This is a genomic window from Cryptosporangium minutisporangium (genome assembly GCF_039536245.1).
Lineage (GTDB): Bacteria > Actinomycetota > Actinomycetes > Mycobacteriales > Cryptosporangiaceae > Cryptosporangium > Cryptosporangium minutisporangium.
Map to the genome: position 1 here is coordinate 297,310 of NZ_BAAAYN010000011.1, position 25,101 is coordinate 322,410.

The window sequence follows — 25,101 nt, forward strand, 5'->3', positions numbered from 1 at the left end:
CGCCCTGATCTCTCACACCGGCGCGCCGATCACCAGCTCGCGGCGGGGCGCGTTCGCGGCCGCGAACGCCAGCACGTTCGTGCCCTCGGCCTCGATCGCCGCCGTCTGCGCGTCGGTCCACGCGGACAGCGGACGCACGGTCAGCGTGGTACCGCTCCGCTCCCTGGTCAGCGTCCAGACGCCGCGGACGTCGCCGTCGACGAGGATCGTGCCGGGGAGCTGGCCGTTCTTGGTGAACGTGCGCGCCCGTGCCTCGGCGGTCTCCGGCACCTGGAACCGGGTGCGCTCGGCGTAGGACAGGTGCAGGTTGTCGAAGTCGTAGAGGAACCGGATCGGAGCCGGGGTGTCCGGGTCGGGCCGGGGCGCATCCGGCAGGTCGTACACCTCGCGCCCCTCCTCGTCGGAGAGGACGACCAGCCCGGGACGCAGCCGGTCGAACACCTCCCGCAGCCGGGTGAGCCCGGACCAGATCTGGGCGTCCTTCACCCCGGCCGGGCCGAACGCCCCGAGGTAGCGGAGCACGAGGTCGTCCGGAGTGGCCGGGGCCTCGGTATCGGCGCCGAGCCAGGACTGCGCCGACGTGTGCGCGATCGGCCCGCTGATCGGGCCGGAGGGGCCCCACGAGCCCCGTGGCGGCACCTGGACCAGCGGGACCAGCGCCCGCACCGTGTACGAGAGCGCGTGCGGGTCGCGCCCCGGCCAGCGCTCGACCAGGCCCTTCTCCAGCGCCGCGAACGTCAACGGCTGCTCCGCCAGCAGCTCACGGCCGACGGCGCCCAGTTCGTCCAGGTCGACGCCGTCCAGCCGGCGCCGGTACTGCCCCAGCGTGCCCCGGACGATCAGCGGCTCGAGCACCGGGCGCCACGCCAGGCAGTCGCGCGCCGAGACCAGGTGGATCGTTGCGCGCTGCAGCGCGATCCGCACCAGGCTGCGGTCGAGCAGCAGCGCCGACACCTCCTGCGGCGTGATCCCGGACAACCGAGCCGCCAGCCCCAGGTACCAGGAGTGCGCCGTCTGGGCCTGGAGGCCACCGAGACGCTCCACGGCCTCGACGATCGGCACGTCGGCCCGCTCGAGGAGGAACTGCCGGGCGAGCGTCGCCCGATTCAACGCGCGGCGGGAAAGCCCTCTACTCATGGCGCCGACCGTAGAGGACCCCACCGACGAAACTCGCCGATTGTCGGCGCGCGAACAGTTCGGCCGTCGCCGCGCTGACCGCGCCAGGCCCGGATCGGCGCCACCCTGGACTCGACGGAACCCCGGAAGGAGACAGCGATGAGCGGCCACGAGCACCACGGCGACTGCGGCTACGACTACAACAACAGCTGGGACTACGAGTGCTACAAGCCGCGCAAGCACCGTCGCCGGCACTCCCGGAAGCGCCACGCGAGCTGCTGGGACTACACCGGCTGGTGACCCACGGGCGGTGACCCGCACGGGGCTGCCCCGCGCCCGGCTGACCCGTACGCGCGGAATCCCCTCAGTCGGTGCCGACGAGCGTCCGCAGGAAGATCTGGTCGATGTCCGCGCCGCTGGTCGCGCGGTGCGCCTTCCCACCCACCGCTTCGGTGATCGCGGTCAGGTCGGCGAGGTCGGCGCCGCTGCCGAAGCCGATCGCGATCACCTGCACCGGACGGTCCGGTTGAGCCGCCTGACGCAGCCGCTGGATCAGCTGCGCCCGGGTCAGGCCGTCGTCCTCGTTCTTGCCGTCGGTCATCAACACCAGCAGGTTGAGCCGTCCGGGTTGCCAGTGCGCCTGGACGTAGCGGTACGCGGCGTCCATCGTGTCGTAGAGGCCGGTCGCGCCCTTCGGCGTCAGGTCGCGGCGGATCGACCTCTCCAGCGCGGCCCGGCGCGGAGTCCCGTCCGGCAGCGCGCCGCCGACCGGACCGAGCGGAACGAGCTGCCGGTAGTCCTTCGCGCCGTCGACCTTCGTCGCGAACTTCCACAGCCCGACGCCGGACTCCGGGCTGAACAGCGTGATCGCCCGGATGCACGCCTCCTGGACGACCTGCATGCGGGTGCCGGAGCCGTCCGGCGCGCGGTCGGTCATCGAGCCGGACGTGTCGATCGTGGCCAGGATGTTCGCCCGGCGCTGCAGAGCGCTCCAGAACACCACGGTCTTTGTGATCCCGTCGTCGGTCGGCAGACCGCGGGCGCGGTCCGACACCGGGCCACCCATGCCGTACACCGGCTGCAGCCCGCGTGCGTACCGGGTGGTGCGCTCGGGGTCGCGGAATCCGGCCCGGCCGTACGCCTCCCGGCCCTCCTCGCTCTGGATCAGCTCGAGGAAGCTGGTCGCGATCTTCTGCCGGACCGGGTCGACCCACGGCGCGGCGAGCGTCACGTACGGGTAGTCCGCGAAGATCGTCCCCTCGGTCGGCTGCACGGCGGTCAGCGGCACCACCGGGTTGCCGTTGTCGTACGCCGCGACCTGCTGCTCGGTGGCGGGGAACGGACCGGCCTCGGCGAGCAGCGCCGCCTCGTCCGGAATGCCGCGCAACCGGGCGAGGAACGCGGCGGACGTCGGCTGGTCCACGGTCGCGGCGCGGGCGAGCAGCAACGCGTTGTGCAGCTCGGTCTGCCCCACCTGGTTGTCGGCGTCGGCGTCGACCACCGACAGCAGCGTGCCGAGCGCCGTCGTGGACTGCCGCGGGTCACCGACGCCGAGCCGTAGCGTGCCCCACTCCGGGTGGCCGAAGTCGCTCCACGTCCGGCCGTTGATCCGCTGCAGCCCGAGCCCGGTCCACGACACCGGCGTGTTCGGCCAGCCCAGCGCGTCCGCCATCGGGCGGGGCAGGGCCATCACGATCGGCGAGGTCGCGATGCTGGGGCGGTCGTAGGCGAACAGGCGCGCCATGCCGGGCCGGGCGGCGGCGTTGGTGATCCAGGTCGACGAATCCGGCATCCAGACGTCGACCCGGGTGGCGGGTGCCGCCCCGTTCTGGGTCGGCGTCAGCGACTGGCCGACGGCGGCCGACTCCTGGCCGCGGACCAGGATCGCTCCGCACTTCCCGTCGATCCGGCGCTCGTCCGCCTCCCACGCGTAGGCCAGTTCCCGGACGACGTCCTGCTGATCCGGGGAGGTGACGACGGAGAGCACGACCTCGTCGCCGGTGCACGTGTCGGAGCGGAACAGGTAGCCGGCGGTCAGCGCGCCCGCGACCAGGACGACGACCACGATCGCGGCGGTCCAGGGCCGCAGCCACCAGCGGCGGGCGTGCGGGCCGGAGGCCGCGGAGGCGGATGCCTGCTGCCGGAGTACCGCCGCGGTACGGTGCCGACCACGCGCCATGAGCACGGAAGGTACCGGATGGCTCTCCGCCCCGGCCAGCGCGTGGCCTGCCAGTTCCCGCCCGGACGGCGCCGGCATCGGATCAGGCGTCGACCAGCGCAAGAAACAGGGCCAACTTCATCGTCTGTAACTCCTGGATCGCCACGGAGTCGGTAGGCTCCGACCGCCAACAGTGAGCAATCGGGAGCGTGGGGTGTCGCTCGACCGCCACGACGACGCGGGCGTCCTCCTGGGTCTGGACCGGCTCCGCGCGGTCGCCGGAACGCCCAGCGGGCCCGCTGTGCCGACCGCCGAACCCCCGACCCCGGTGGTGACCCGGGCCCCGTTCCGGACCCGGCCCCGCCCGGAGACGTCCGCTCCCGGGGAACCAGTCACCGGCCCTCCGCGGGACGCGGTGCCCCGCCAGACGACGGCGACCGTCCCGCCGATGCGGCCCGCGCCCCCTCGGCCGACGCCCACCGTGCCGGACGCCCGGACCGCCGCCGCCGCCAAGGCCGCCCAGGCGTCGGCCGGTTACGAGGTCCTCGGCGAGCTCGGCCGCGGCAGCCGGACCGTCGTCTACCGGGTCCGCCGCGGCGACGGCGTGTACGCGATGAAGGTGGCGCGGGAACGCCTGTCCGACGACGCCGCGGCGGTCGGGCCGGACGGCGCCGAGGGCGGTGTCACGGCGGACGCCGCCGAGCGCGCCTTCCGCCGGGAGGCCGCGCTGCTGGCGTGCATCGCGCACCCGGGGCTGGCGCGGGTACACGAGGTCGGCACCGCGGACGGGCGGCCGTACCTGGTGATGGATCTGGTCGCGGGCGTCCGGCTGACCGACGTCCTCGCCGAGGGTCCGCTCGGCGTCGGCACGCTGCTCGCGATCGGCATCGACGTGGCGGACGCGCTGGCCGCCGCCCACCGCGCCGGGTTGGTCCACCGCGACATCAAGCCGGAAAACATCGTCGTCCAGACCGGCGTCGGGCACGGCGCGCCGCAGGCGCGGGTGATCGACTTCGGCATGGCGTCCCGGCTCGGGGCGCCGCCGGACGGCACCGTCGCCGGCACGATGCTCTACTGCGCGCCCGAGCAGTCCGGGATGCTCAACCGCCCGGTGGACGGCCGGGCGGACCTCTACGCGCTCGGCGCCGTGCTGTTCGAGTGCGCGACCGGTGCGCCGCCGTTCGACTCCGACGACGTCGGCTCGCTGCTGCGGATGCACGCCACCGTGCCGGCCCCGGATCCGCTGGCCGCCCGCCGCGACCTGCCGCCCGCGCTCGGCGGCGTGATCTCGAAACTGCTGGCCAAGGATCCCGACGATCGGTACCAGAGCGGAGACGGCCTGGTCGCCGACCTCCGCCGGCTGGCGTCCGGCGAGGGTCATTTCCCACTCGGCGCCGCCGACCGGCCGACCACCGGGAAGGCCGAGCCGCCGCTGGTCGGCCGTGATGCCGAGCTCGGCGCCCTGGCCGCCCGCTGGCAACGGGTCCGCGACGCGGCGGCCGGCCCCCAGTCGGCCGGCACCCCGTCGCCTGGTTCCCCGTCGCCCGGTTCCCCGTCGGCTGGATCCCCGTCGGCCGGTCCCCAGCCGGCCGGGGGCGCCGTACTGGTCACCGGCCCACCCGGCAGCGGCAAGAGCCGGTTGACCGCGGAGCTCACCGCCGCCGTCACCGCCAACCGCGGGCTGGTGCTCTACGGCAAGTGCGACGCCGACTCCTCGGTGCCGCTGGCCCCGCTCCGCGCGGCGCTCGACCGGTACGTGGCCGAGATCCTGGCGCTTCCCCCGGCCCGTCGGGTCACCGCCGCCGTCGACCTGACCGCGGCGGCCGGCCCGGCGGCGGCGCTGCTGCACGGCCTGTCCCCGCGGCTGGGAGCCCTGCTGGACACGGCGCCACCGGTCGTGGACGACCGCGATCAGCCGCTGCCCGGCGCGGTCGCCGGGTTCCTCGCCGGCCTGGCCAGGGCGACCGGCGGTCTGGTTCTGCACCTCGACGACCTGCACTGGATGGACGACGCGACCGGCCGGGTGCTGCGCCAACTGGCCGACGAACTCCCTGCCGCCCCGGTGCTCGTGCTCGCCACCGCGCGCGACGGCCCCGACGACGTGTCCGGGCTGGACGCCGCACGGACCGCGCTGGGCTCGGCACTCGACCTCACCGTCCGCCTCGAGCCGTTGAAGGCGGACGCGGTCGCGGAGCTGGTCCGCGGCGTGACCGGCGGTATCCGGATCAGCGCCACCGCCGCGGCGGGGCTGGCCGCCCGCAGCGACGGCAACCCGTTCACGCTGCTGCAGTTCCTCACCGCGATCGTCGACGCCGGGCTGGCGCGGCCGTCCTGGGGCACCTGGCAGATCGACTCCGATCTGCTGCACGACGTCGAGTTGCCGGTGGACGCGGTTGCGCTGGTCCTCGACCGCCTCCGAGGCCTGGACCCGGAGAGCCGCCAGTTACTCGGGCTGGCCGCCGCCCTCGGCCCGCACTTCGACCCCGGCATGGTCGCCGAGGTCGGCCGCATCGCCCGGCGGCGCGCGATCGAGGTCGCCAGCGCCGCCGCGTGGCGTCACCTGCTGGAGCGCCGGGACGGCGACAACTTCCAGTTCCTGCACGACCGGATCCGGGAAGCCCTGCTCGCCCAGTTCGACGCGGCGACGCTGCGCAGCGTCCACGCCCGCATCGCCGACGTCCTCGCGAACCAGGCCGCCTCCGGCCAGGCCTCGCCGGCCACGGTCTACGCGCTGGCCCGGCACCGGCAGCTCGCCGACGACGGCCGGCCCAACCCCGCCCTGTTCGCGGCGTGCGCGGCGGCCGGGCGGCTGGCGCTGACCGAGCAGGCACCGGCCGAGGCGGTCGGGTTCCTGCAGCGGGCCGCCGCGGCCGCGACCCGGTCCGGCATCATCACCGACGCCGCCTTCCTGCAGGCGCTCGGCCGCGCCCAGCACCGCACCGGCCGGTTCCGGGAGGCGCTGGCCACCCTGGAGGCGGCGCGTGACCGCACCGACGATCCGCTGGAGCGCGCCCGGCTGCTCGCGCTGACCGCGCAGGTCCACGACAGCACCTGGGCGACCGACCAGCAGGCCCGGGCGGTCGACGAGGCGCTGGCCGAGCTGGGCCGGCCGCTGCCGAACAACCCGTTCGTACTGGTGGTCACGACGTTGTGGCAGGTCGTGGTCGGTGCGCTGATCATGGTGACCCGGATCGGCCACGGCACCGTCACCGAACCGCAGCGTGAGCTGTACTGCCTGCTCACCGAGTTGTACGACGCCGGGGCGCTGGCCTACGCCCGGCAGTTACGCCCCACCGTGGCGCTCGCCCTGACGCTGCGGCGGGTGTACCTGACCGCGCGGATCGGACGTGGTCCGGAGAGCGTGCGGATGGGCATGGCCGCAGCCCACCTGGCCTACCTCGTGGGGCTGCGGGGGTACGGCCGCTGGCTGACCCGACGCGCCCACCGCACCGCCGCGGAGGTGGGAGATTCCCAGCTGACCGCGTACGTCGACTGGCTGGACGCGCTGGACCAGCACTTCTTCGGCTTCGACCAGGGCGAGCGGATCCGTGTGGTGCTCGCCGACCGCGCCCGCTGGCTCGACGCCGGACGCCGGATCGACCTGCTGTCGGTGCTGTGCTGGGACACGCTGCTGCGCGGTGACGTCGCCGGTGCGGAAGAGGTGTTCGCCCGCCGCCGAGCCCTGGTCGACGCCAGCGACGGTGCACTGGGCACCACCGTGCACGCCTGCCACATCGGGCTGCTGGCGTTGCAGGGACGACCAGCGGAGGCCGCCGCCCAGCTGGCTCGGGTCCGGTCCGCCGGCGGCCAGACGCGCTGGGAGCGGGTCGACCTCTCGTACGTGGAGATGCTGGCCGAGGTCGAGCAGGGCGACTGCGGCCCGGCGTTCGACGCCGCCGTCGCCGCGTTGGAGAAGACGGGAGTGCCCTGGTGGGCGCTGATCCCGATCCACCGCGGACTGTACGTGTACCAGGCGTACGGGCGGATCGAGCAGGTTCGGGTCGCTGCTCCGGGCGATCGCGCGCGGCGGCTGGCCCAGGCTCGGGCGGCGGTCCGGGCGCTCCGGATGGTCGCCAACACCCCGATGTTGCGGGCGCATCACCGGGTGGCGCACGCCGGGCTGGTCTTGGCGGAAGGGCAACCCGACCGCGCGGTGCGGATGCTGAACGCGGCCGAGCCGGTGCTGCGGACCGTGGACGCCCCGCTGGTGGCGTTCGAGGCCGCCCGGGTGCGGGCGCGTGCTCTCGGGGTGCAGGGAGTGGACGGGGAGCGCGACCGGCAAGCCAGGTACGCGCTCGCGCTCGCCGTCGAGCAGCGGTGGCCGCACCGGGCCCGTCAGCTCGCGGCCGAGTTCGGGCTGGACGGCGCGTCCCGGGTGACGCTGCACCAGGCACGGTCGAGCGACGGCGTCGCGGTGAGTCTGTACCGGCAGCGGCTGGACGCGATCCAGCAGGTGGGACTGGCCGCGTCCCGGGTGCTCGACCCGGCCCGGGTGGCCGCGGTGGCGCTGGACGAGACGATCCGGATCCTCGGCGCGGAACGAGCCTTCCTCTTCCTGGTCGACGACACGGGTCAGCTGCGCCCGCACGGCGGACGAGACGCGGCCCGCACCGATCTCGGCACGCTGACCGGCTACAGCGCGACCCTGGTCGACCGGGTCTGGCAGACCCGGACGGCGACGGTCGTGACCGGCACCGAGGAGGGCGCGGCGCTCGGTGCGGAGAGCGTCGTCCTGCACGGCCTGCGCAGCATCATGGTCGCGCCGATCCTGCTCGACGGCCGGCTGCTCGGCGTCGTCTACCTGGACAGCCGGGTCGCCAAGGGCATCTTCACCGCCGACGACGTGGGGGTGCTGACCGCGATCACCAGCCACGTGGCGGTGGCGCTGGAGACCGCACGCGCCGCGCAGCTGGAGGTCGCCGTCGGGGCCGCGAACCGGCAGCGAGACCTCGCCGAGACGCTGCGGGACGCGCTGGCGGCGATCACCGGCATCCTCGAGCCGACGCCGGAGCAGGTGCTGCGGCGGCTGCTCACGGTGGTGTTCGGCGTCGTCGGTGGGGACAGCGGCTGGCTGGTGCAGGCCGGTCCGGAGCCGCCGCTGGTCTGGGTACGGGCCGCGACGCGTACCGGACGTCACCACCGCACCGACGACCTGGCCGGCATCTTCGCCGCGGTCGCCGCGGACGAACTGGACGACCCCGGCGACGGCCTGGCCATCCCGACCGGCTCCCACCCGGTCGCGATGGACGCCGACGCCCGGCTGGCGCGCCTGCTGGAGACCGCCGAGCCGGTGGTGAGCCGGGTCGACGCCCCACGGCTGGTCACCGACGCGCTGCCGGACGCCCGCTGCTGGCTGGCGCTGCCGCTGGTGGCCCGGGAGGAACGGCTCGGCGTCCTGCTGTTCGCGACCGGATCACCCGACGACTACGACGACGGTGTCGCGGAGATCGCCGGCGCGCTGGTCGGCCAGGGCATGGTCGCGTACGAGAACGCCCGGCTCTACGCCGAGGTCCGGCGGCTGGCGACGATCGACGGGCTGACCGGCGTCGCCAACCGCAGGCACTTTTTCGAGCTGGCCAGCCACGACGTCGCGGTGAGCCGCCGGGACCGCGCCGCCAGGTGGCCGGTCGCAGCGATGATGATCGACATCGACCACTTCAAGCGGGTCAACGACGTCTACGGCCACCAGGTCGGTGACGAGGTGATCCAGGTGGTGGCCGGTCGCCTACGGCAGAACGGGCGCGGGCTGGGGCTGCTCGGCCGCTACGGCGGGGAGGAGTTCGCGCTGCTGCTCCGCGCCGGGCCGGTCGAAGCGGCGCGGGTCGCGGAGGACCTGCGGACCGCGGTGGCCGAGGAACCCGTGCCGACGTCGGCTGGGCCGCTGTGGGTGACGATCAGCCTCGGCGTCACCTACCTGCGCGACGCCGACCTGGACACCGACCCGGATCCGGACGCGGTGATCAGCATGCTGCTCGGGCGCGCGGACCGCTGTCTCTACCTCGCGAAACACGCCGGCCGGAACCGCGTCCACGTCGGCTGAGGGCTAACCGACGACCTCCACCGGGATGCCGTTGAGTACCGCGGTGCCGCTCAGCACGTCGATCAGTTCCGGGTCGGTGAGCGTGTTCGCGTTGACGCCCGCGGTCTGCTCGGCGACCCGCTGCCGGGTACCGGGCAGGCCGTGTCCGAACCCGTGCGGCAGGCTCACCACCCCCGGCATGATCGTCGCGCTCGGCTCCAGCACGGTCGCGACCGTGCCGACGCGCGACCGCACCCGTACCTCCTGGCCGGCGGCGAGCCCGAGCCGGGATGCGTCCTCCGGGTTCATCTGCAGCGTGCACCGGTTCGAGCCACCCGCGAGCGTGGGGACGTTGTGCGACCAGCTGTTGTTCGTGCGGAGGTTCCGCCGTCCCACCAGCACGAACCCGTCTCGTCGCACGTCGGCGCCGGCGCGGAGCCGGGACAGGTCGGCGACGATCGGCGCGGGCGCCAGCTCGACCTTGCCGGACGCGGTGGCCAGCAGCGCATCGAGCGTCGGCTCCAGCGGCCCCAGGTCGAGGCCGTGCGGAGCGTCCAGCAGCCGCTGCAGCGAGAGCCCGCCGGGCTGTGCACCGAACCCGTCACCGTAGGTGCCGAGCCGCAGCATCAGGTCCAACCGCCGTTCGGCACCGCCGGCACCGGTCAGCTCCTTCGCCAGCACGGCCGGGTCGCCTCCGTGCACCGGTGACGACGGGTCGGCGACGGCTCGGGCGAGCGTCCCGCCGATGATTCCCTCGTCGAGCAGCTCCGGGTCGGCCCCGGCGCCCTGCCCGGCAGCGATCAGCGCGAGCTTCGCCAGGATCTGTGCCTCGCTCGGGCGTCCGGCCGGGAGATCCAGCACCGGTGGTGAGTACCGCGCCACCCGCCGCACCGCGAACCCGAGCAGCGCGACGTCGTAGTGGCCGGCTTCCAGGATCCGCGGCGGCGGGAGGATCACGTCGGCGTGCCGGGTGGTCGCGTTCAGGTACGGGTCGACGCTGAGCATGAAGTCGAGCGTGCCGAGCGCGGCGTCCAGCCCCGGCCCGTCCGGAGTGGAGAGCACGGGGTTGCCCGCCACCGTGACCAGCGCACGCACCTGGCCCTCGCCGGGCGTCCGGATCTCGTCGGCGAGGGTCGCGACCGGCAGCTCGCCGATGGCCTCCGGCAGGTCGCGGACCCGGCTGCGCCAGCGGCCGGTCGTGAACGGCTTGCGCCAGCGGGTGCGGCCGTGCGGCGGCATGCCGAACATGCCGCCGCCGGGACGGTCGAGGTTGCCGGTCAGCGCAGTGATCACGTCGACGAGCCAGCTGGTCAGCGTGCCGAACTCGGCCGTGGACGTGCCGATCCGGCCGTAGACGACCGCGGTGGGCGCCCCGGCGAGTTCGCGGGCCAGCGTCTCGATCTCCTCCGCCGGAACACCGCAGACCGACGCCATCGCCGCCGGCGAGAACTCCTCGGCCAGGACGCGGAGCTCGTCGACGCCGGTGAACCGGTCGTCCAGGTCGGTCACCAGGTTCTCGGCGAACAACGTGTGCACGATGCCGAGTAGCAGGTAGGGGTCGGTACCCGGGCGGATGAACAGGTGCCGGTCGGCGATCCCGGCGGTGCGGGTGCGCCGCGGGTCGACGACGACGAGCTGTCCGCCGCGGGCCCGCAGCGCCTTGAGGCGGCCGGGGAAGTCCGGTGCGGTGCAGAGGCTGCCGTTGGACTCGAGCGGGTTGGCGCCGAGCATCAGCAGGTAGTCGGTGCGGTCGAGGTCGGGCACCGGGATCGCGGTCGGGTCGCCGAACATCAGCCCGGCCGAGACGTGCTTCGGCAGCTGGTCGACGCTGGCCGCGCTGTAGACGTTGCGGGTGCCGATCGCCTTGCGCAGCGGCCCGAGGTAGAGCCCGCCGCCGAGGGTGTGCGCGTTGGGGTTCCCGAAGTACAGCCCGATCGACTCCCGACCGTGCTCCGCGATCACCCGGCTGAGCCCGGCCTCCACCGCGGCGAACGCCTCGTCCCAGGAGACCGGCGTCAGCACGCCGTCCCGGCGGAGAAGGGGCTCGGTCAGGCGGTCGGGATCCTGGTCGAGGTCGCCGAGCGTCGCCCCCTTCGGGCAGAGGAAGCCGCGGCTGAAGACGTCGTCCCGGTCGCCGCGAACCCGGACGACGTCCCTCCCGGAGAGCGTGATCTCGAGGCCGCAGACGGCTTCGCAAAGCGGACAGGTCCGGTACGCGGTGCGGGTCACGAGGCGCTCCTCGACGTCGGGTCGCTTCGCCCCAGTGTGGCCCGCCTCGCCGTGCGGTACCGGCGAGTTCCCGGGAAACCGGCGAAACCGCCGATGCCACGGCCGTCGGAGCTAGCCGAGCGCAGCGGCCAGGGCGCGGAACGCGTCGGCGGGGAACGTCTTCGCGTCGACGCCGAGAACCTGGATCGTGACCTCGTCGGCGCCGGCCCGGAAGTGCTTCTCGATCCCCTCCGCGACCTGCGCGGGAGTGCCCCACGGGATCAGCGCGTCGACGAGCCGGTCGCTGCCGCCGCCGGCCAGGTCCTCGTCCGTCCACCCGAGACGCCGCAGGTTGTTCGTGTAGTTCGGCAGCGTCAGGTACCCGGTCGTGTACTCCCGCGCGACGGCGCGCGCCCGATCGGCGTCCGCCTCGAGAACGACCGCTACCTCGGGCGCGAGCAGCGCCTCGGACCCGAGCGCCGCACGGGCCTGTTCGGTGTGTTCGGCCGGGACGAAGTACGGGTGCGCTCCCCGGGCCCGGTCACGGGAGAGCTCCAGCATGCGCGGGCCGAGCGCAGCGAGGACGCGCTGCTCCGGTGCGATGCCCGCGGCGTCGAGCGCGTCGAGGTACTCGACCATCCGCGAGTACGGCTTGCGGTACTGGCCGCCGGTGTTGTCCACCAGCACGGCGTGGCTCGCGCCGAGCCCGAGCAGGAACCGACCGGGATGATCCTGCTCCGCGGCCCGGGTGAACGCCGCGGCGTCCGCCGGGTTCGCGTGCCAGATGCTGAGGATGCCCGGGGCGACGCCGAGACGCTTCGTCCCGTCGAGGATCTCCCGGAATCGGGCCGGGACGCCGGGGTCGAAGCCGCCGGAGAACCAGAGCCGGTGGTAGCCCAGCTCTTCGAGTTCGACGGCCGCGTCGAGGACGGCGTCCGGGTCCTTGCCGGCGAGGAAGAACGGTTGCCACACGCTCACGAGTCGTTGTGCCATGCCGCCCACACTACGACCGAGTGAGAGTTCGGCAGCCGCTACGCAGCGCCCTGCAGCTCGACCAGCAGAGCCTCGAGCCGCTCGTCGGAGTCGCGGATGCCCGTCTCCATTCCGGACTCGACGATGCCGTCGCGGTCTTCGACCGACTGGAAGCTGGAGAGCGTACGGACCAGCGTGCGGCCGTCCTGCTCGACCATCGTCACGGCGTCCAGGGCGATGTGACCGGGCATGCCCTCGAACTCGAACGTCTGCACCGTGAGTTCCGGGGTGGGCGTGCCGTGGAAGACGCCGCGGAACGCGTACTCGTTGCCGTCCGCATCGGTGTGGATGTACCGGTACCGGCCGCCGTCCCGGACGTCGTACTCGGTGATCGTCGTCGTCAGGTCGCGCGGGCCGAGCCAGCGGGGAATGAGGTCGGGGTCGGTGTAGGCGCGGAACACCAGGTCGCGCGGAGCTTCGAATTCGCGGGTCACGGTGACCTGGGCGGTGCCCGGCTCGGCCGTGATCTCGGTCTTAGCCATCGTTCTCTCCGTTCGTCGGGGATTGCTGGAGTTCGGCGAGCAGTTCGTCGAGTCGTGCGTGGCTGACCTCCCAAAAGCGCCGGTACTCGGCCAGCCAATCGGTCGCTTCACGCAACGGTTCCGCCTCCAGGTGGCTGAGGCGAGCGGTCGCCCGCCGGGTGCGGGAGATCAGACCGGCGTTCTCCAGAACCTTGAGGTGCTTCGAGATCGCCGGCTGCGACATGGCGAACGGCCCGGTCAGCTCCGCGACGGTGGCGTCGCCGCTGGCCGCGAGGCGCGCGAGGATCGCCCGGCGCGTCGGGTCGGCCAACGCGCTGAAAACGAGACTGAGCTGGTCGACCGCCATTCATAACCACCTTGTTCTAGAACCGACAGGTTAAGAATGGAGGCGCACTCCTCCGCTGTCAAGCCCTCTGCGGGTCTCAGCGCGCGGCGACCAACGGGAACGTGGTGGCGGGCGGCTCCGCCCCGCCGGGCTGCGGCTTTCCGAACAGCCACCCCTGCAGCCGGTCGGCTCCGGCCGCCACCAGCGCCCGGGCCTGGTCGGGGGTCTCCACACCTTCGGCCACGACCTCCAGGCCAAGGGTGTGCGCCAGCTCGATGCACGCGCGCGCGATCGCCGCGGCAGCCGGATCGTCGGCGAGCTTCCCGGTCAGCGACCGGTCGAGCTTGAGCTCCGTGGCGGGCAGCCGCTGCAGGTAGGAGAGCGCCGAGTACCCGGTGCCGAAGTCGTCGATCGCGACCCCGACGCCGGCCCTCCGCAGCAGCGCGAGAACGTCCCGCCCGGTGTCGAGGTCACCCATCGCGACCTGCTCGGTGATCTCGACGGTCAGCGCCGACGGCGGCAGGGCGCGCACCGCGAGTCCGTCCAGGATCTCCTCGACGATGGTGGGGTGGCAGAGGTCGGAGGCCGACAGGTTCACCGACACCTCGACGTCCGATCCGCTCGCCCGCCACTCCGCGGCCTGGTTCAGAGCCATCGCGAGGACCTGGCGGGTGAGGTACGGAGTCAACCCGGTCCGCTCGGCGAGCCCGAGGAACTGGTCCGGTGCGATCAACCCGTGCACCGGGTGCCGCCACCGCACCAGCGCCTCCACCCGGGCCGGCGCCGTCACCGACGTGGCCACCAGCGCCTGGAAGTGCAGTTCCAGGCGCCCGTACGCGCCCACGCCCGCCCCGATCAGCAGGCTCCGCAACTCAGCGGCGCGCTCCAGCGAGTCACGCTGCAGATCCGGGCCGATCGTGTCGTACCGGACCCACCCCAACCGCTCCCCCTTCGCGCGGTACATCGCGGTGTCCGCGCACCGGAGGAGCTCGAGCGTCCGCTCGCCGACGGTCCCGGCAGCCGGGGCGTCCCCCTCGACCGCGACCCCGATGCTGACGTCCATCGGCACCGCGATTCCGCCGACCGGAAGCGGCTTCCGGACCGCGGCCAGCAACCGCTCGGCCAACCCGTGCACCGCCCGGTCCGCATCGGCGGCCGTCGCCGCACTGGTGAGCACCGCGAACTCGTCGCCACCGAGGCGCGCGAGCAGGTCGTCCGCGTCGAGAGCCGCGGCGAGGCGTGGTGCGAGCACGGCGAGCAGCTGGTCGCCGATCTGGTGGCCGAGCCCGTCGTTGACCTCCTTGAACCGGTCGAGGTCGAGCAGCAGGATCGCCCGGGTCCGGTGCTCGCCGGAGGCCAACGCCTCCTCGACCCCGCGCAGGAACCCGCGGCGGTTGTAGAGCCCGGTCAGTTCGTCGGTGATCGCCAGGCGGTGCTGCTCGCCGGCGTCGAGCAATTGCCGAACGCTGAGTCCGACGCGGGTCAACGCGGCCAGCACGGAGAGCGCGGCGAGGACGGCGGCCACCGGTGGCTGCTCGGTCGCCGCCACCGCCACCAGGATCAGCACCGCGGCCGCGGCACACAGCAGCGGGGCGACGATCGCCCACAGGTCGAGCGGGCGGGCGGACAGCCGCCGGGACCTGTGCCACGCCGCGGCGGCGAGCGCCGTACCGGCGACGCCGTAAACCTGGTCCACCAGCTCGACGCCTTCCGCGCCGGTCGCGAGCAGGCGGCTGACCAGCGCATTGGCGAACGCCATCAGGAGCACGCTGAGACCGAGCAACGCCCAGCTCCGATCGAGGCGCCACCGGGCGAGCGCGAGGACCGAGCCCAGCATTCCGACCAGGATCATCGTCAGCGCCGGATAGCCGAGCGTGACCACCGCGTCGAGCGGTCCCCCGGCCCAGGTCAACACCTCACGTCCGAGCAGCAGCGCCATCACCGCCGCGCTCAGCGTCCCGGCGACGATCGCGTCCCAGATCCCGGCGACTCCGACGCCACCGACCAGCGGCCGGGCGAGCAGCCACACCGCGACGCCGATCAGCGGCAGTCCGGGCAGCCAGAAGGCGTCGGCGAGCGAGAAGCTCGGGAGCGGACTGCCGGCTGCGATCAGGCGATCCCAGACGACGTAGCCGACTCCGTAGGCGGCAGCAGCGGCAGCGACCAGCATCCACGCCGCCCGCTGGGCCCGCACGAGTACGCAGCGCAGGACGACTACGACCGTGCTGACCAGGAGCGAGATCTCGAGCAGCGCCCACGGTGACCAGAGCCGGAGCGGCGAAGCCTCGGCTCGACCCGCCAAACCCCAGCAGAGGTTGACCGCGAGGGCCGCCGCGAGCAGCCCGCAGACCGACAGAGCGACCCGAGAGATCAGGGCGAGGACGGAGCGATCGGCCACGCGCGGCCTCCGTCCGACTCCGGGCACCGGGGCGGGCCCCTTCTCTCCGACGTTCGTCCGGAGCGAGACGGATCTGAGCTGATCGGCCCCCGCTGACGTCGGGTGAGGTAAACAGTGACTTCTCGAAGTCGCAGGATTGGCGTAGCGTTACTTCGAACACGCGTTCGAACGACGAGGAGAATCCATGTCCGCAGCACCGATCGCCATCTACGGTGCGACCGGCCACACCGGCCGCCTCGTCGCGACCGAAATTTTGGCCCGTGGTCACCCGGTCGTCCTCGGCGGGCGCGACGCCACCGGGCTGATCGCGCTCGCCGCGGAACTCGGCGAGGGCGACCGGGTGACGGTCCGCCCGGCCGCACTGACGGACCGAGCCGCCTTACGCGCCTTCGCCAGCAGCGCTCCGGTGCTCATCCACTGCGCCGGCCCGTACTCGCGTACCGGCGCTCCGGTGGTCGCCGCTGCGATCGATGCCGGTACCCACTACGTCGACCACGCGGTCGAGGCCCGCTACGTCAAGACGTTGTTCGACGCGTTCGGCACGGCGGCAGAGCGGGCCGGCGTCCTGGTCTGTCCGGGGCTGAGCTTCTACGGCGGGTTCGGTGACCTCCTGGCTGCCGCCGCCACCCGGGGGCGTCCGTCCGTCGAGAAGGTCACGGTCGGATACGCGGTGAGCGGCTGGCGCCTGACCACCGGTGCCCGCGACACCGCCGACCAGCTGATCAACGAGGTCGAGCGGATCACGTTCACCGGCGGAACGCAGCGGATCGGACCGCACCCCACCTACACGACCGAGTTCGTGTTCCCCCCGCCGCTGGGCAGCAGGGAGATGATCGGCCCGTTCCCGACCGGCGATGCGGTCACGATCCCCCGCCACGTCCCGACGCGCGACGTCGAGGTGCTGCTCACCGCCGGCACGTTCGCCGAACCGGAGGCCTTCACCAGCGAACACGTCGACGCGGCGGAGCGGGCGCGAACTGCGTTCACGGTCGCGGTCGACGTCCGCACCGGCGGCACCAGCCGCTCCGCGCACCTCACCGGGCACGACCTCTGGTGGGCGGCGGCGGTCGCCTCGGTCGAGGGCGCGCTCGACCTGGCCCTGGACGGGCCCTCGACCGGCGCGCACCCCGGCCCGAAATCCGGCGTGTGCAGCCCGGCCGAGGTCTTCCCGGCCGATCCGTTCCTGCGGCGCCTCGAGGAGCTCGGCGCGTTCGTGCTGACGGTCAACTGACCCGTAGCCGGACGAGCTGCGGGTCGTGGTCGCTCGCCTGGTCGGTGTACTCCGCGTTGACGTGGACGATGTCGTAGGAGTACGACCGGGCCGCCGCGCGGGAGATCAGGATGTGGTCGAGCACCTGCGAGTTGCCGTCGTAGACGTAGGTGTAGCGCTCCCCGACCGGCAGCGTCGCGGGCAGGTCGACCAGCTGCCGCCCGGCCACCGTCTGGACGGTCCGGGAGAACTCGAAGTCGTTGAGGTCACCGACGACCGCAACCAGCGCCTGCGGATCGGCCGCCAGCAGCCGCTTGACGAACCCGTTCACGAGCGTGGCCTGGGCCACCCGCTTGGTCGCCGAGGGCTGCGCCGGCGGCTGGTACCGGCCGAAGAGCGGCTGGTCACCGCCCTTCGAGACGAAGTGGTTGGCGATCACGAACACCGAGCGGCCACGGTAGGTGAACTCGCCGGCCAGCGGCTTCCTGCTGTCCGCCCAGGCGGCGTCGGCCGGTGCGATCCGGCCCGGGTTGAGCGAGAGGTGCCCGTTCTCGGTCACCGTGACCGGGCTCGTGGCGTCCCCGGCCGGGGCGGGCGCGGGCGACACACCTCGGCTCGCGGCGTAGAGGAACCCGACCCGGATGTTGCCACCGGGCTCGCCGCCGTCCTGGTTGTTCACCGGGTCGATCTGCCGGTACGCGTAGGTCGGCCCGCCGGCCGCGGCGATCGCCGCGATCAGCGTGGCGTAGGTCCGGTCGGCCGCGACCGTCCCGTCGTTCGTCGCGCCGTTGTTGTCCTGCACCTCTTCCAGGGCGACGACGTCCGGCGCGCGGAGGTTGCCCACGATGATCGACGCCAGCCGCGCGAACTTCGCCGGTGGATCGCTCGGATCGAGGTTCTCGACGTTGAACGTGGCCACCGAGAGCTCGGCCCTGGTGTCGGCACGGGTGGTCTCCGGCGAACGGGTTCCACTGAACGCCGCGGCGGCCGTCAGCACCACCTTCACGTTGCCGAAGCCGTAGCTGACCACGCCGACCGCGGGCCCGGTCGCGGCCGCGCCCACGTCGACCTTCGGCGGTGCGAAGCCGAGGCCGTCGTCGAGGATCACCCGCTCGGGGTTCGCGTCGTCCGGCCGCAGCACGATGCCACCGCGGACGCTGCGAGGGCCGGCACCGCGACCGCGGTCGGCGAGCACCGGCAGCTCGTTGAACGAGTTCGTCGGCCCGACCGCGACCGCGTCGTTCACCTGGACGCGCATCGCCTCCAGCGACTCGTAGAAGTCCAGGCCGTCGGAGGCCGGATCGAACCTGCCCCCGGCTTCGACGTCGCCGTTCGCGTCGTTCTCGACGACGGTCGTCGGAGGCCGCCGACCACCGGCACCGAGGACGGTCGGGGCCGGCAGCGGATTCCCGGACGAGGTGACGGTGACGGTCGGCGTGCTGATCTGGGTCGTGGCCAGGTTCGCGGTGCCGTCGGCCCCACCGGGGCGGAACTCGGTCACCGTCCCCTCGACGGTCACCGCGTCGCCGACCGCGACGGCCGGGGCCGAGCCGGTGTAGACCAGCACGGCCTCGGACGTCCGGGAGTCCCGGTCCGGCTGCGGATCCTGCAGGTAGAACCCGTTGGACGCGCGCGCAGTCACGATCCCGGGGACGCTCACCACCTGCCCGCGCAGCGGCGAAACGTGCGCGGCGCCCTGTACGTCGTGGATCCGCACCGCGGTGGCGGCCTGCGCCGGTGCACTGGCCAGGACCCCGCCGACCAGTAGGAGGCCGGTCGCCGCCACGGTCACCCGTCGCACCATGAAGTTCCCCGATCGTCGTGGGCCATCGGGAGTATTAGGCCATAACGGCCGTACCGGAGCAGCCGAACCACGGATGACACATCGGAGAACTCCGACCCGATCCGCCGCACCAGTGCAGCGGGCGGGCCCCCGGTCCGGACTCAGCGGCCCCCACCGCTGAAGTCCGGACAGGGGAACGGCTGCCCGCACCAGTCGCAGACGCCGTCCACCGGGACGTGCAGGCGTCGCAAGGCCTCCCGGGCCGCAGCCTGCTCGGCGGCCAGCTGCTCGGGCGTCAGGTCCGCGTCGAGTTCGTCGTCGCGGAGCGGGCCGAGTGGGCCAGGAGACTCGCCGGTTCCGGTCATCACGCCGCCGTCCCGCCCGGTCAGTGCCCGGGCGCCATGGCGAAGAGCAACGCCGGTACCAGCCTGACCAACCATTTCAAGTCACCCCCGGGTGCGCTGCCCACCACCTCCAGCTCCGTGGCGTCGACGAGGCGTACCCGGTCAGCCGCCCCCGGCCGACAGGTCAACCTGGGCCGACTGTCCGACCCCGACGCCGATCTCACGAACTCCACCACCACTGTCGTCCCGCCCCTCTCGTCATCCATCTGGTTCCCCCTCGAGCTCTGCCTTCCTACCGGGCCTAACGACGACCGTGCCCCTGGGCGACTGGCAACTCGGTCGATCGACCCGGAAAGTCGGATGACTCTGCCCGGAGGTACCGACTCCGTCAGCCGACGTGAGTGGTGCACGGTCCGGAGAGTGACCAACGATGCTCTGAACAGACGAATGACACCACCGTGCTTACCCCCAGACCGCGTACGGTGAAGGAGTGGATTCCGGCACCGAGCGCGTCGTCCGACTGGAGGGCGCGAGCAACGTCCGCGACCTCGGCGGCCTGACCACCACCGATGGTCGGCGGACGCGGTTCGGCCTCCTCTACCGGGCGGACGCCCCGACCGAGCTCACCCCCGACGACGTCCACCTACTGGTCACCGAGCGCGGCCTGCGGCAGATCGTCGACCTGCGCTCCGCCGAGGAGGTCGACCGCGACGGCCCCGGACCGCTGCAGAAGGCCGGTGTGGCCACCGCGAACCACTCGATCAGCAGCGACCCCGGCGTCGGCCAGGTCGTCCCGGAGATCCTCCGCGGCAACCTCTCCGGCCACTACCTCGGCTACCTCGGCTCCGGCGCGCACCGGGTGGTCGCCGCCGCCCGCCTGCTCGCCGACCCCGAGCGGCAGCCCGCCCTGGTCCACTGCGCGGCCGGCAAGGACCGCACCGGCACGCTGGTCGCGATCCTGCTCGACGCGGCCGGTGTCCGCCGGGACGAGATCGTCGCGGACTACGCGCTGACCGACGCCAACATGGACGCGGTCGTGGAGCGCGTCGTGCGCCGGCTGACCGCCGCGTCCGGCGGGGTGCTCCCGCCCTCCGCCAACAGCCTGCCGGACGAGGCACGGCGGGCCCGACCGGAGACGATGGCCGAGTTCCTCGACCAGCTGACCACGGTGTTCGGTGGCGGCGCCGGGTGGCTGCTGGCTCACGGCTTCGCCGACGCCGACCTCGCACGGTTCCGCGAGGCCCTGCTCGAGGACTAGCGCGGCTCGCAACCCCCACCCCTCTTCCCCTGTTCCCCGTGGGGCCACCACAATGCTCCGGGAACAGTGGGCCGCACGTTCACCGCAGACCGTTTCCGGCCGGTTCCCAACCCCCTGGAATGACGGATTGAAGGCGGTAGCGCCGCCTTCGGGAAATGGAGAGACGCGTGGGCGTCGCCGACCGGCTTGACCCGCCGACAGCCAGGGCCGAAGCACCACCGCCCGAAGTGGAGAACGCCGGGGGGCGGACCGCAGGGCGGGCGCAGGGCATCGTGCTGCTGGCCGCGAGCACGCTGCCGATCCTCGGTGCGCTGCTGATCGCGCCGGTGCTGCCGAAAATCGAGGACGCGTTCGCCGACGTGTCCGGCGTCGAGGCGCTGGCGCCGATCGCGCTGTCGGTCCCGTCGCTGGCGATCGGCCTGCTCGCGCCGTTCGCGGGCCGCATCATCGACCGCGTCGGCCGGATCCGGCTGCTGCTCTGGGCCTTGCCGCTGTACGTGATCGCCGGCACCGCTCCGCTCTACCTGAACTCGCTGCCGGCGATCATCGGCAGCCGGGCGCTGCTCGGTGTCGCCGAGTCGGCGATCATGACCGCGTGCGTCACGCTGCTGGGTGACTACTACACCGGCAAGACGCGCGACCGGTACCTCTCGATCCAGGCGGTCGCCGCCGCGTTCGGCGCGGTGGTGTTCCTCGCCGTCGGTGGAGCGCTCGGCGAGAACGGCTGGCGGACACCGTTCTGGGTGTACCTGGTCGGGTTGGTGTTCCTCCCGCTGATGGCCTGGCTGCTGTTCCCGCCCACCGCGCCGGCGTCGCACCACCAGGCGTCCGGTTCCGGCGTCCAGTGGAGCCGGCTGACACCGCTGTTGGTGCTGACGTTCCTCGGCGCGATCGTGTTCTACGCGCTGCAGGTGCAGCTGAGCGTCGTCCTGGACGATCTGGGCGAGGGCAGCGGCGCGATCGGGGCGTCCGCGGCGATCGCGAACCTCGCGCTCGCGCTGGCCGCGGTCGGGTTCGGCGTGTTCAACCGGGGCCGCCCGAACGCGTTCCTGCTCGCCTCGCTGCTGCTCTCCGGCGGTGGTCTGGTGCTGCTGGCCTTCGGGTCGGACTGGCTGACGGTGACGCTCGGCGCGATCGTGGCTGGGGTTGGTGGCGGGTTCATGCTGCCGGCGCTGCTCATCGGCGTCACCAGCCGGGTGGACTACGCGAACCGCGGGACGGTGACCGGGGCGTGGACGGCGTCGTTCTTCCTCGGGCAATTCGTGTCGCCGATCGTGGTGAACGGGCTGGACGCCGGGACCGGGTCGCTGACCACCGCGCTGAAGATCGTCGGTGTGTTCGGCATCGCGCTGGTCGTGCCCGCGTTGCTGATCATCCGGCGGACGCCGCTGGTGACGAACGCATCCGTGCTCGCCGGGCCGGTGCCGGCGGCGGTGGTCGAGTCGGTGGAGTTGCCCCCGCACGAGCCGGAGGACGGCGTCCGCGACGCGACGCACGCCCCCGACCTCACCGGGAGGATCGATGCCGACACGGTGAAGGCGGTACTCGCGGCCCAAGCCGCCGCAAAGGCGGCTTCCCCGGCCGCGGCTACAGCAGTTGCGGCCGAGGCGGCACCGGCCGCGGAGGCCCCGACGGCCACCGAGGACGACGCTCCAGGGTTCGCCGACGCGGAGCCGGAGCCCGAGGACGCCGTGACCGATGTCGTCGCCGTGGACCCTGCCCCGGCCGTCGTGGCCGAGGCGGACGCGCCCGGCATCGCCGACGCCGAGCCGGAGCCCGAGACGAATCCCGCGCCGAAGCCCGAGCCCGGGCCGGAGAAGATCACGAAGAGCTGAGATCCCGTGTGGAACGGCGTCGCACCGCACTGCGGTGGCACCAACGCGCTGCGACGCCGTTTCGCGGGAAAGCGGTACCGCGTCAGAAGAACGTGCCGCAGAACGGGGCGGCGTCGGTAGCGAACAACTCGTCGGCGACGGCGAGCGCCCCGGGCTCGGCCACCTCGACCCGACCGACGGCGGCCAGCTGCGCCCAGCGCGTCCCGCCGAGGTAGAGCGCGCCGAGCGTCGCGACACCGACGGTGAGGTGCGGCGCCGCGGTCGTCGGCTTCACGCCGGACGCGCTGATCCAGTACGACCCGGAGTTCTCCGGGAGCACCGGATCGGTGACCCCGACGACGATCTCACCGCTCCCCCGGTACGACCGGGCGGCCAGCGCGGCCGGTACGTCGACCAGCCGCAGCCAGATCTCGTCCTCGACCGCGACCGTGCGGACCGGTCGCTCGTCGACGAGCATCAGCCGCAGCGGATCGTCGAGCGCCAGCGCCCCGAACCGCACGGTGTCCACCAGATCGATCGTGAACAGGTACCGCAGCAGCGCGGCCCGGGTCACGTCGTCGGCCGCGACGAGATCGTCGACCTCCACCGCGCCCGGTTCGTCCGGTCCGGAGGCGGCGTGGTACCGGGCGTACCCGGTCTCCGCTCCGGGCCGCCCGTGGACGACGACATGCGGCTCCTGCTTGTCTTCCTCGGCCCGCACCCGGCGGGTGGCCCACCACTCGTCGGTGCGGGAGATCGCCCCGATCCACCCCGGGTCGACCCGCTCGTAGATCCGGCGCTGGAGCGGCCAGCGCTCGTCCGGTCGGGCCAGCCGCACCGGGCCGCCGAGCGGGACGCCCGCCCGGAACGCCGCCCGGCGGGCGGCGACCTCGACCACCTGGTTCCACCCGGCCACCCCGTAGCCGTACCGCTCGTAGATGCCGCCCTCCGCCGCGCGCAGGGTGGCGATCGGGACGCCGCGCTGCCGCGCGTCGGAGAGCTGGGCGTTCATCAGGGCGCGCGCCACCCCGCGGCGGGTGTGGGTCGGCAGTACGCCCACCCGGGTCACCGCCAGGTGGGGCAGCCGGGCGCCGCCGGGAACCACGATCCGGGTGCTGAAGGCGCAGGCCGTGCCGACGAGTTCGTCGTCGACGTAGCCGCCGAACGTGCGGCCGGGCTCGTGGATCGCGGTGATCTCACCGGGCCATCGCGGGATGCCGACCAGCGCGATCCGGAACACCTCGAACGCCGCAGCGAGATCGTGAGGTGTCTCGAGGACGCGCGCTACCGGCCGGGTGACTGGGGTTTCTGTGTGCTGCACAGCCGCCACTCCACCATTCGGCACGTCGGCTGTCATGTCGAATTCGCCCCGGTGTGCGTGGCCGAGGCACGGGGCGAAGGTGGGGCCGGCCGGTGGACCGGGTCAGGCCTTGAGCGCCGCGGTCACGGCGTCGGCCAGCGACGTCGGCGGGCGACCGATCAGGCGGCGGAGATCGCCGCTGTCGATGAAGAGGTCGCCCACGGACAGACCGCGGTCGGAGTCGGCGAGGACCTCCGCGAACGGCGCCGGTACGCCGAATCCGACGAGCGTCTGCGCGTACTCGGCCTCCGGCAGGTCGCGGTAGACGACCGGCGTGCCGCTCTGGCGGCTGATCTCCGCAGCCAGCTCGGACATCGTGAACGCCTCGTCGCCGCCGAGCTCGTAGATCGTGCCGGCGACCGGTGCCGGGTCGACGAGCACCGCCGCGGCGGCTGCGGCCAGGTCGGCGCGGGTCGCGGCGGAGACCCGCCCGTCGCCCGCGCTACCCAGAACCACGCCGTGCTCGAGCGTCTGAGCGAGCGTCCCGGTGTAGTTCTCGAGGTACCAGCCGTTGCGCAGGATCACCGAGGGCAGGTCGGAGGCGGCGATCGCCTCCTCGGTGGCCTTGTGCTCCGCCGCGAGCCGAAGCGAGCTGGTCGCGGCCTTCGGGGCGCTGGTGTAGACGATCAGCCCGACGCCGGCCGCGCGGGCGGCGTCCACCACGTTCTGGTGCTGCGGGATGCGTCGACCGGGCTCGCTACCGCTGATCAGCAGCAACCGGTCGGTGCCGGCGAGAGCCGGCCCGAGGGTCTCCGGCCGGTCGTAGTCGGCCTCCACGACGCGGATGCCCTGCGCCGCGAGGTCCGCGGCCTTCTCCGGGCTCCGCACGGCCGCAGTGAGGTCGGCGGCCGGGACGCCCCGGTCGAGCAGGTCGGCGAGGACGAGACGGCCCAGCTGGCCGGTGGCGCCGGTAATGGTGATCACAGGGGTGCTCCTCGGTCGGTGAACGGCACCCGCAAGTGTGTACTAACTTTTAGAAAGTGCAAACCATAGGTGAGTACAATCACCGGTGATACCGATGACCGCGGGCTCGGCGTACGGTGGTGGCCGTGAGCGCGCTTCCCTCCGAGACGCCCGGCGACGAGGTCGAGGCGGTGGTCGCCGACGTCTTCGCCCGCGGCTGCACGTCGCGGCGGACGATGGAGAACGTCACCGGCAAGTGGGGGGTTCTCGCGCTGGTAGCGCTGCGGGAAGGCGCCTACCGCTTCAACGCGCTGCGTCGTCGGGTCGACGGGGTGAGCGAGAAGATGCTCGCCCAAACACTGCAGACGCTGGAGCGTGACGGGCTGGTACGGCGGGAGGTGCTGGCCACGATTCCGGCGCGGGTCGAGTACACGCTCACGCCGCTCGGGGCGGAGATCGCCGACCAGCTGTTCGTGCTGGTGGAGCTGCTGGAGGCCCGCGTGCCCCAGGTCGTCGAGTCACAAGCCCACTACGACGCCACCCACGCCAAACGCTGAAGGTCTCGAGCTCAGCAGCCGCTACACCGAACCTGGGCACCGCACGACCTCCAGCCGACACGCTGTCGGCGAGGCTGGTTGTCGCCGGCTCCGGGTGCCCGCCGCAATGCAATGGGTGTCGCCGTGTCCGGGCG

Annotated in this window: 17 protein-coding genes; 6 read left to right on the forward strand and 11 right to left on the reverse strand. The window is 73.1% G+C overall.

Annotated elements, in window-relative coordinates; all coding sequences use genetic code 11:
* Nucleotides 1-12: 12 nt before the first annotated feature.
* Complete coding sequence (locus ABEB28_RS09605) at nt 13-1,137, reverse strand: winged helix DNA-binding domain-containing protein (protein ID WP_345727631.1); 1,125 nt, start codon at nt 1,135-1,137, stop codon at nt 13-15.
* 138 nt (nt 1,138-1,275) lie between these two features.
* On the opposite strand from ABEB28_RS09605, the gene ABEB28_RS09610 reads away from it, so the two are divergent.
* Nucleotides 1,276-1,416 carry a hypothetical protein gene (locus tag ABEB28_RS09610; RefSeq protein ID WP_345727632.1) on the forward strand — a complete coding sequence of 47 codons (141 nt, stop codon included), beginning with the start codon at nt 1,276-1,278 and terminating at the stop codon, nt 1,414-1,416.
* Nucleotides 1,417-1,480: 64 nt separating this feature from the next.
* On the opposite strand, the gene ABEB28_RS09615 is transcribed toward ABEB28_RS09610, so the two are convergent.
* A complete protein-coding gene (locus tag ABEB28_RS09615) occupies nt 1,481-3,295 on the reverse strand; it encodes a substrate-binding domain-containing protein (protein WP_345727633.1) in 1,815 nt (604 codons plus the stop codon).
* Nucleotides 3,296-3,488: 193 nt separating this feature from the next.
* Here ABEB28_RS09615 and ABEB28_RS09620 point away from each other — a divergent pair, with 193 nt between their 5' ends.
* Nucleotides 3,489-9,314, forward strand: coding sequence for a diguanylate cyclase (locus ABEB28_RS09620; protein WP_345727634.1), 5,826 nt, complete (start codon nt 3,489-3,491; stop codon nt 9,312-9,314).
* A gap of 3 nt (nt 9,315-9,317) precedes the next feature.
* Here ABEB28_RS09620 and ABEB28_RS09625 read toward each other — a convergent pair whose 3' ends face one another.
* From ABEB28_RS09625 to ABEB28_RS09645, 5 genes are all read right to left on the reverse strand, one after another.
* Nucleotides 9,318-11,522, reverse strand: a complete 2,205-nt coding sequence (locus ABEB28_RS09625; protein ID WP_345727635.1) for a molybdopterin-dependent oxidoreductase — start codon at nt 11,520-11,522, stop codon at nt 9,318-9,320.
* Between the two features lie 111 nt (nt 11,523-11,633).
* A complete protein-coding gene (locus ABEB28_RS09630; protein WP_345727636.1) occupies nt 11,634-12,494 on the reverse strand; it encodes a TIGR03620 family F420-dependent LLM class oxidoreductase in 861 nt (286 codons plus the stop codon).
* 38 nt (nt 12,495-12,532) lie between these two features.
* Entirely contained in the window at nt 12,533-13,015 is a 483-nt protein-coding gene (locus tag ABEB28_RS09635; RefSeq protein WP_345727637.1) for an SRPBCC family protein, read from the reverse strand.
* Nucleotides 13,008-13,361 (reverse strand): ArsR/SmtB family transcription factor, encoded by a 354-nt coding sequence (locus ABEB28_RS09640; RefSeq protein ID WP_345727638.1) that lies wholly within the window; start codon nt 13,359-13,361, stop codon nt 13,008-13,010. The genes ABEB28_RS09635 and ABEB28_RS09640 overlap by 8 nt, the downstream gene beginning before the upstream one ends.
* 76 nt (nt 13,362-13,437) lie before the next feature.
* A complete protein-coding gene (locus tag ABEB28_RS09645; RefSeq protein ID WP_345727639.1) occupies nt 13,438-15,738 on the reverse strand; it encodes a putative bifunctional diguanylate cyclase/phosphodiesterase in 2,301 nt (766 codons plus the stop codon).
* Between the two features lie 184 nt (nt 15,739-15,922).
* Here ABEB28_RS09645 and ABEB28_RS09650 point away from each other — a divergent pair, with 184 nt between their 5' ends.
* The gene (locus ABEB28_RS09650; RefSeq protein WP_345727640.1) at nt 15,923-16,969 is read left to right on the forward strand and encodes a saccharopine dehydrogenase NADP-binding domain-containing protein; all 1,047 of its coding nucleotides are present in this window, start codon (nt 15,923-15,925) and stop codon (nt 16,967-16,969) included.
* Here ABEB28_RS09650 and ABEB28_RS09655 read toward each other — a convergent pair.
* Both ABEB28_RS09655 and ABEB28_RS09660 read right to left on the reverse strand, forming a co-directional pair.
* Nucleotides 16,962-18,752, reverse strand: coding sequence for an endonuclease/exonuclease/phosphatase family protein (locus tag ABEB28_RS09655; RefSeq protein WP_345727641.1), 1,791 nt, complete (start codon nt 18,750-18,752; stop codon nt 16,962-16,964). The genes ABEB28_RS09650 and ABEB28_RS09655 overlap by 8 nt on opposite strands.
* 140 nt (nt 18,753-18,892) lie before the next feature.
* Nucleotides 18,893-19,096: a hypothetical protein gene (locus ABEB28_RS09660; protein WP_345727642.1), complete on the reverse strand. Its 204-nt coding sequence runs from the start codon at nt 19,094-19,096 to the stop codon at nt 18,893-18,895.
* A gap of 469 nt (nt 19,097-19,565) precedes the next feature.
* Here ABEB28_RS09660 and ABEB28_RS09665 point away from each other — a divergent pair, with 469 nt between their 5' ends.
* Both ABEB28_RS09665 and ABEB28_RS09670 read left to right on the forward strand, forming a co-directional pair.
* Nucleotides 19,566-20,333, forward strand: coding sequence for a tyrosine-protein phosphatase (locus ABEB28_RS09665; protein WP_345727643.1), 768 nt, complete (start codon nt 19,566-19,568; stop codon nt 20,331-20,333).
* A 167-nt stretch (nt 20,334-20,500) separates the two neighbouring features.
* Nucleotides 20,501-22,168: an MFS transporter gene (locus ABEB28_RS09670; protein WP_345727644.1), complete on the forward strand. Its 1,668-nt coding sequence runs from the start codon at nt 20,501-20,503 to the stop codon at nt 22,166-22,168.
* Between the two features lie 82 nt (nt 22,169-22,250).
* Here ABEB28_RS09670 and ABEB28_RS09675 read toward each other — a convergent pair whose 3' ends face one another.
* Both ABEB28_RS09675 and ABEB28_RS09680 read right to left on the reverse strand, forming a co-directional pair.
* Nucleotides 22,251-23,468, reverse strand: coding sequence for a GNAT family N-acetyltransferase (locus ABEB28_RS09675; protein WP_345727645.1), 1,218 nt, complete (start codon nt 23,466-23,468; stop codon nt 22,251-22,253).
* A 102-nt stretch (nt 23,469-23,570) separates the two neighbouring features.
* Nucleotides 23,571-24,431 (reverse strand): SDR family oxidoreductase, encoded by an 861-nt coding sequence (locus ABEB28_RS09680; RefSeq protein WP_345727646.1) that lies wholly within the window; start codon nt 24,429-24,431, stop codon nt 23,571-23,573.
* 119 nt (nt 24,432-24,550) lie between these two features.
* Here ABEB28_RS09680 and ABEB28_RS09685 point away from each other — a divergent pair, with 119 nt between their 5' ends.
* Nucleotides 24,551-24,967, forward strand: coding sequence for a winged helix-turn-helix transcriptional regulator (locus tag ABEB28_RS09685; RefSeq protein ID WP_376981318.1), 417 nt, complete (start codon nt 24,551-24,553; stop codon nt 24,965-24,967).
* Nucleotides 24,968-25,101 lie beyond the last annotated feature (134 nt).

What these genes read in the sequence shown, in the direction of transcription:
- ABEB28_RS09610 (WP_345727632.1), top strand. Translation starts at nt 1,276, where the DNA reads ATGAGCGGCCACGAGCACCACGGCGACTGCGGCTACGACTACAACAAC.
- ABEB28_RS09635 (WP_345727637.1), bottom strand. Translation starts at nt 13,015, where the DNA reads ATGGCTAAGACCGAGATCACGGCCGAGCCGGGCACCGCCCAGGTCACC.
- ABEB28_RS09660 (WP_345727642.1), bottom strand. Translation starts at nt 19,096, where the DNA reads ATGACCGGAACCGGCGAGTCTCCTGGCCCACTCGGCCCGCTCCGCGAC.
- ABEB28_RS09615 (WP_345727633.1), bottom strand. Translation starts at nt 3,295, where the DNA reads ATGGCGCGTGGTCGGCACCGTACCGCGGCGGTACTCCGGCAGCAGGCA.
- ABEB28_RS09650 (WP_345727640.1), top strand. Translation starts at nt 15,923, where the DNA reads ATGTCCGCAGCACCGATCGCCATCTACGGTGCGACCGGCCACACCGGC.
- ABEB28_RS09640 (WP_345727638.1), bottom strand. Translation starts at nt 13,361, where the DNA reads ATGGCGGTCGACCAGCTCAGTCTCGTTTTCAGCGCGTTGGCCGACCCG.
- ABEB28_RS09605 (WP_345727631.1), bottom strand. Translation starts at nt 1,137, where the DNA reads ATGAGTAGAGGGCTTTCCCGCCGCGCGTTGAATCGGGCGACGCTCGCC.
- ABEB28_RS09630 (WP_345727636.1), bottom strand. Translation starts at nt 12,494, where the DNA reads ATGGCACAACGACTCGTGAGCGTGTGGCAACCGTTCTTCCTCGCCGGC.
- ABEB28_RS09655 (WP_345727641.1), bottom strand. Translation starts at nt 18,752, where the DNA reads ATGGTGCGACGGGTGACCGTGGCGGCGACCGGCCTCCTACTGGTCGGC.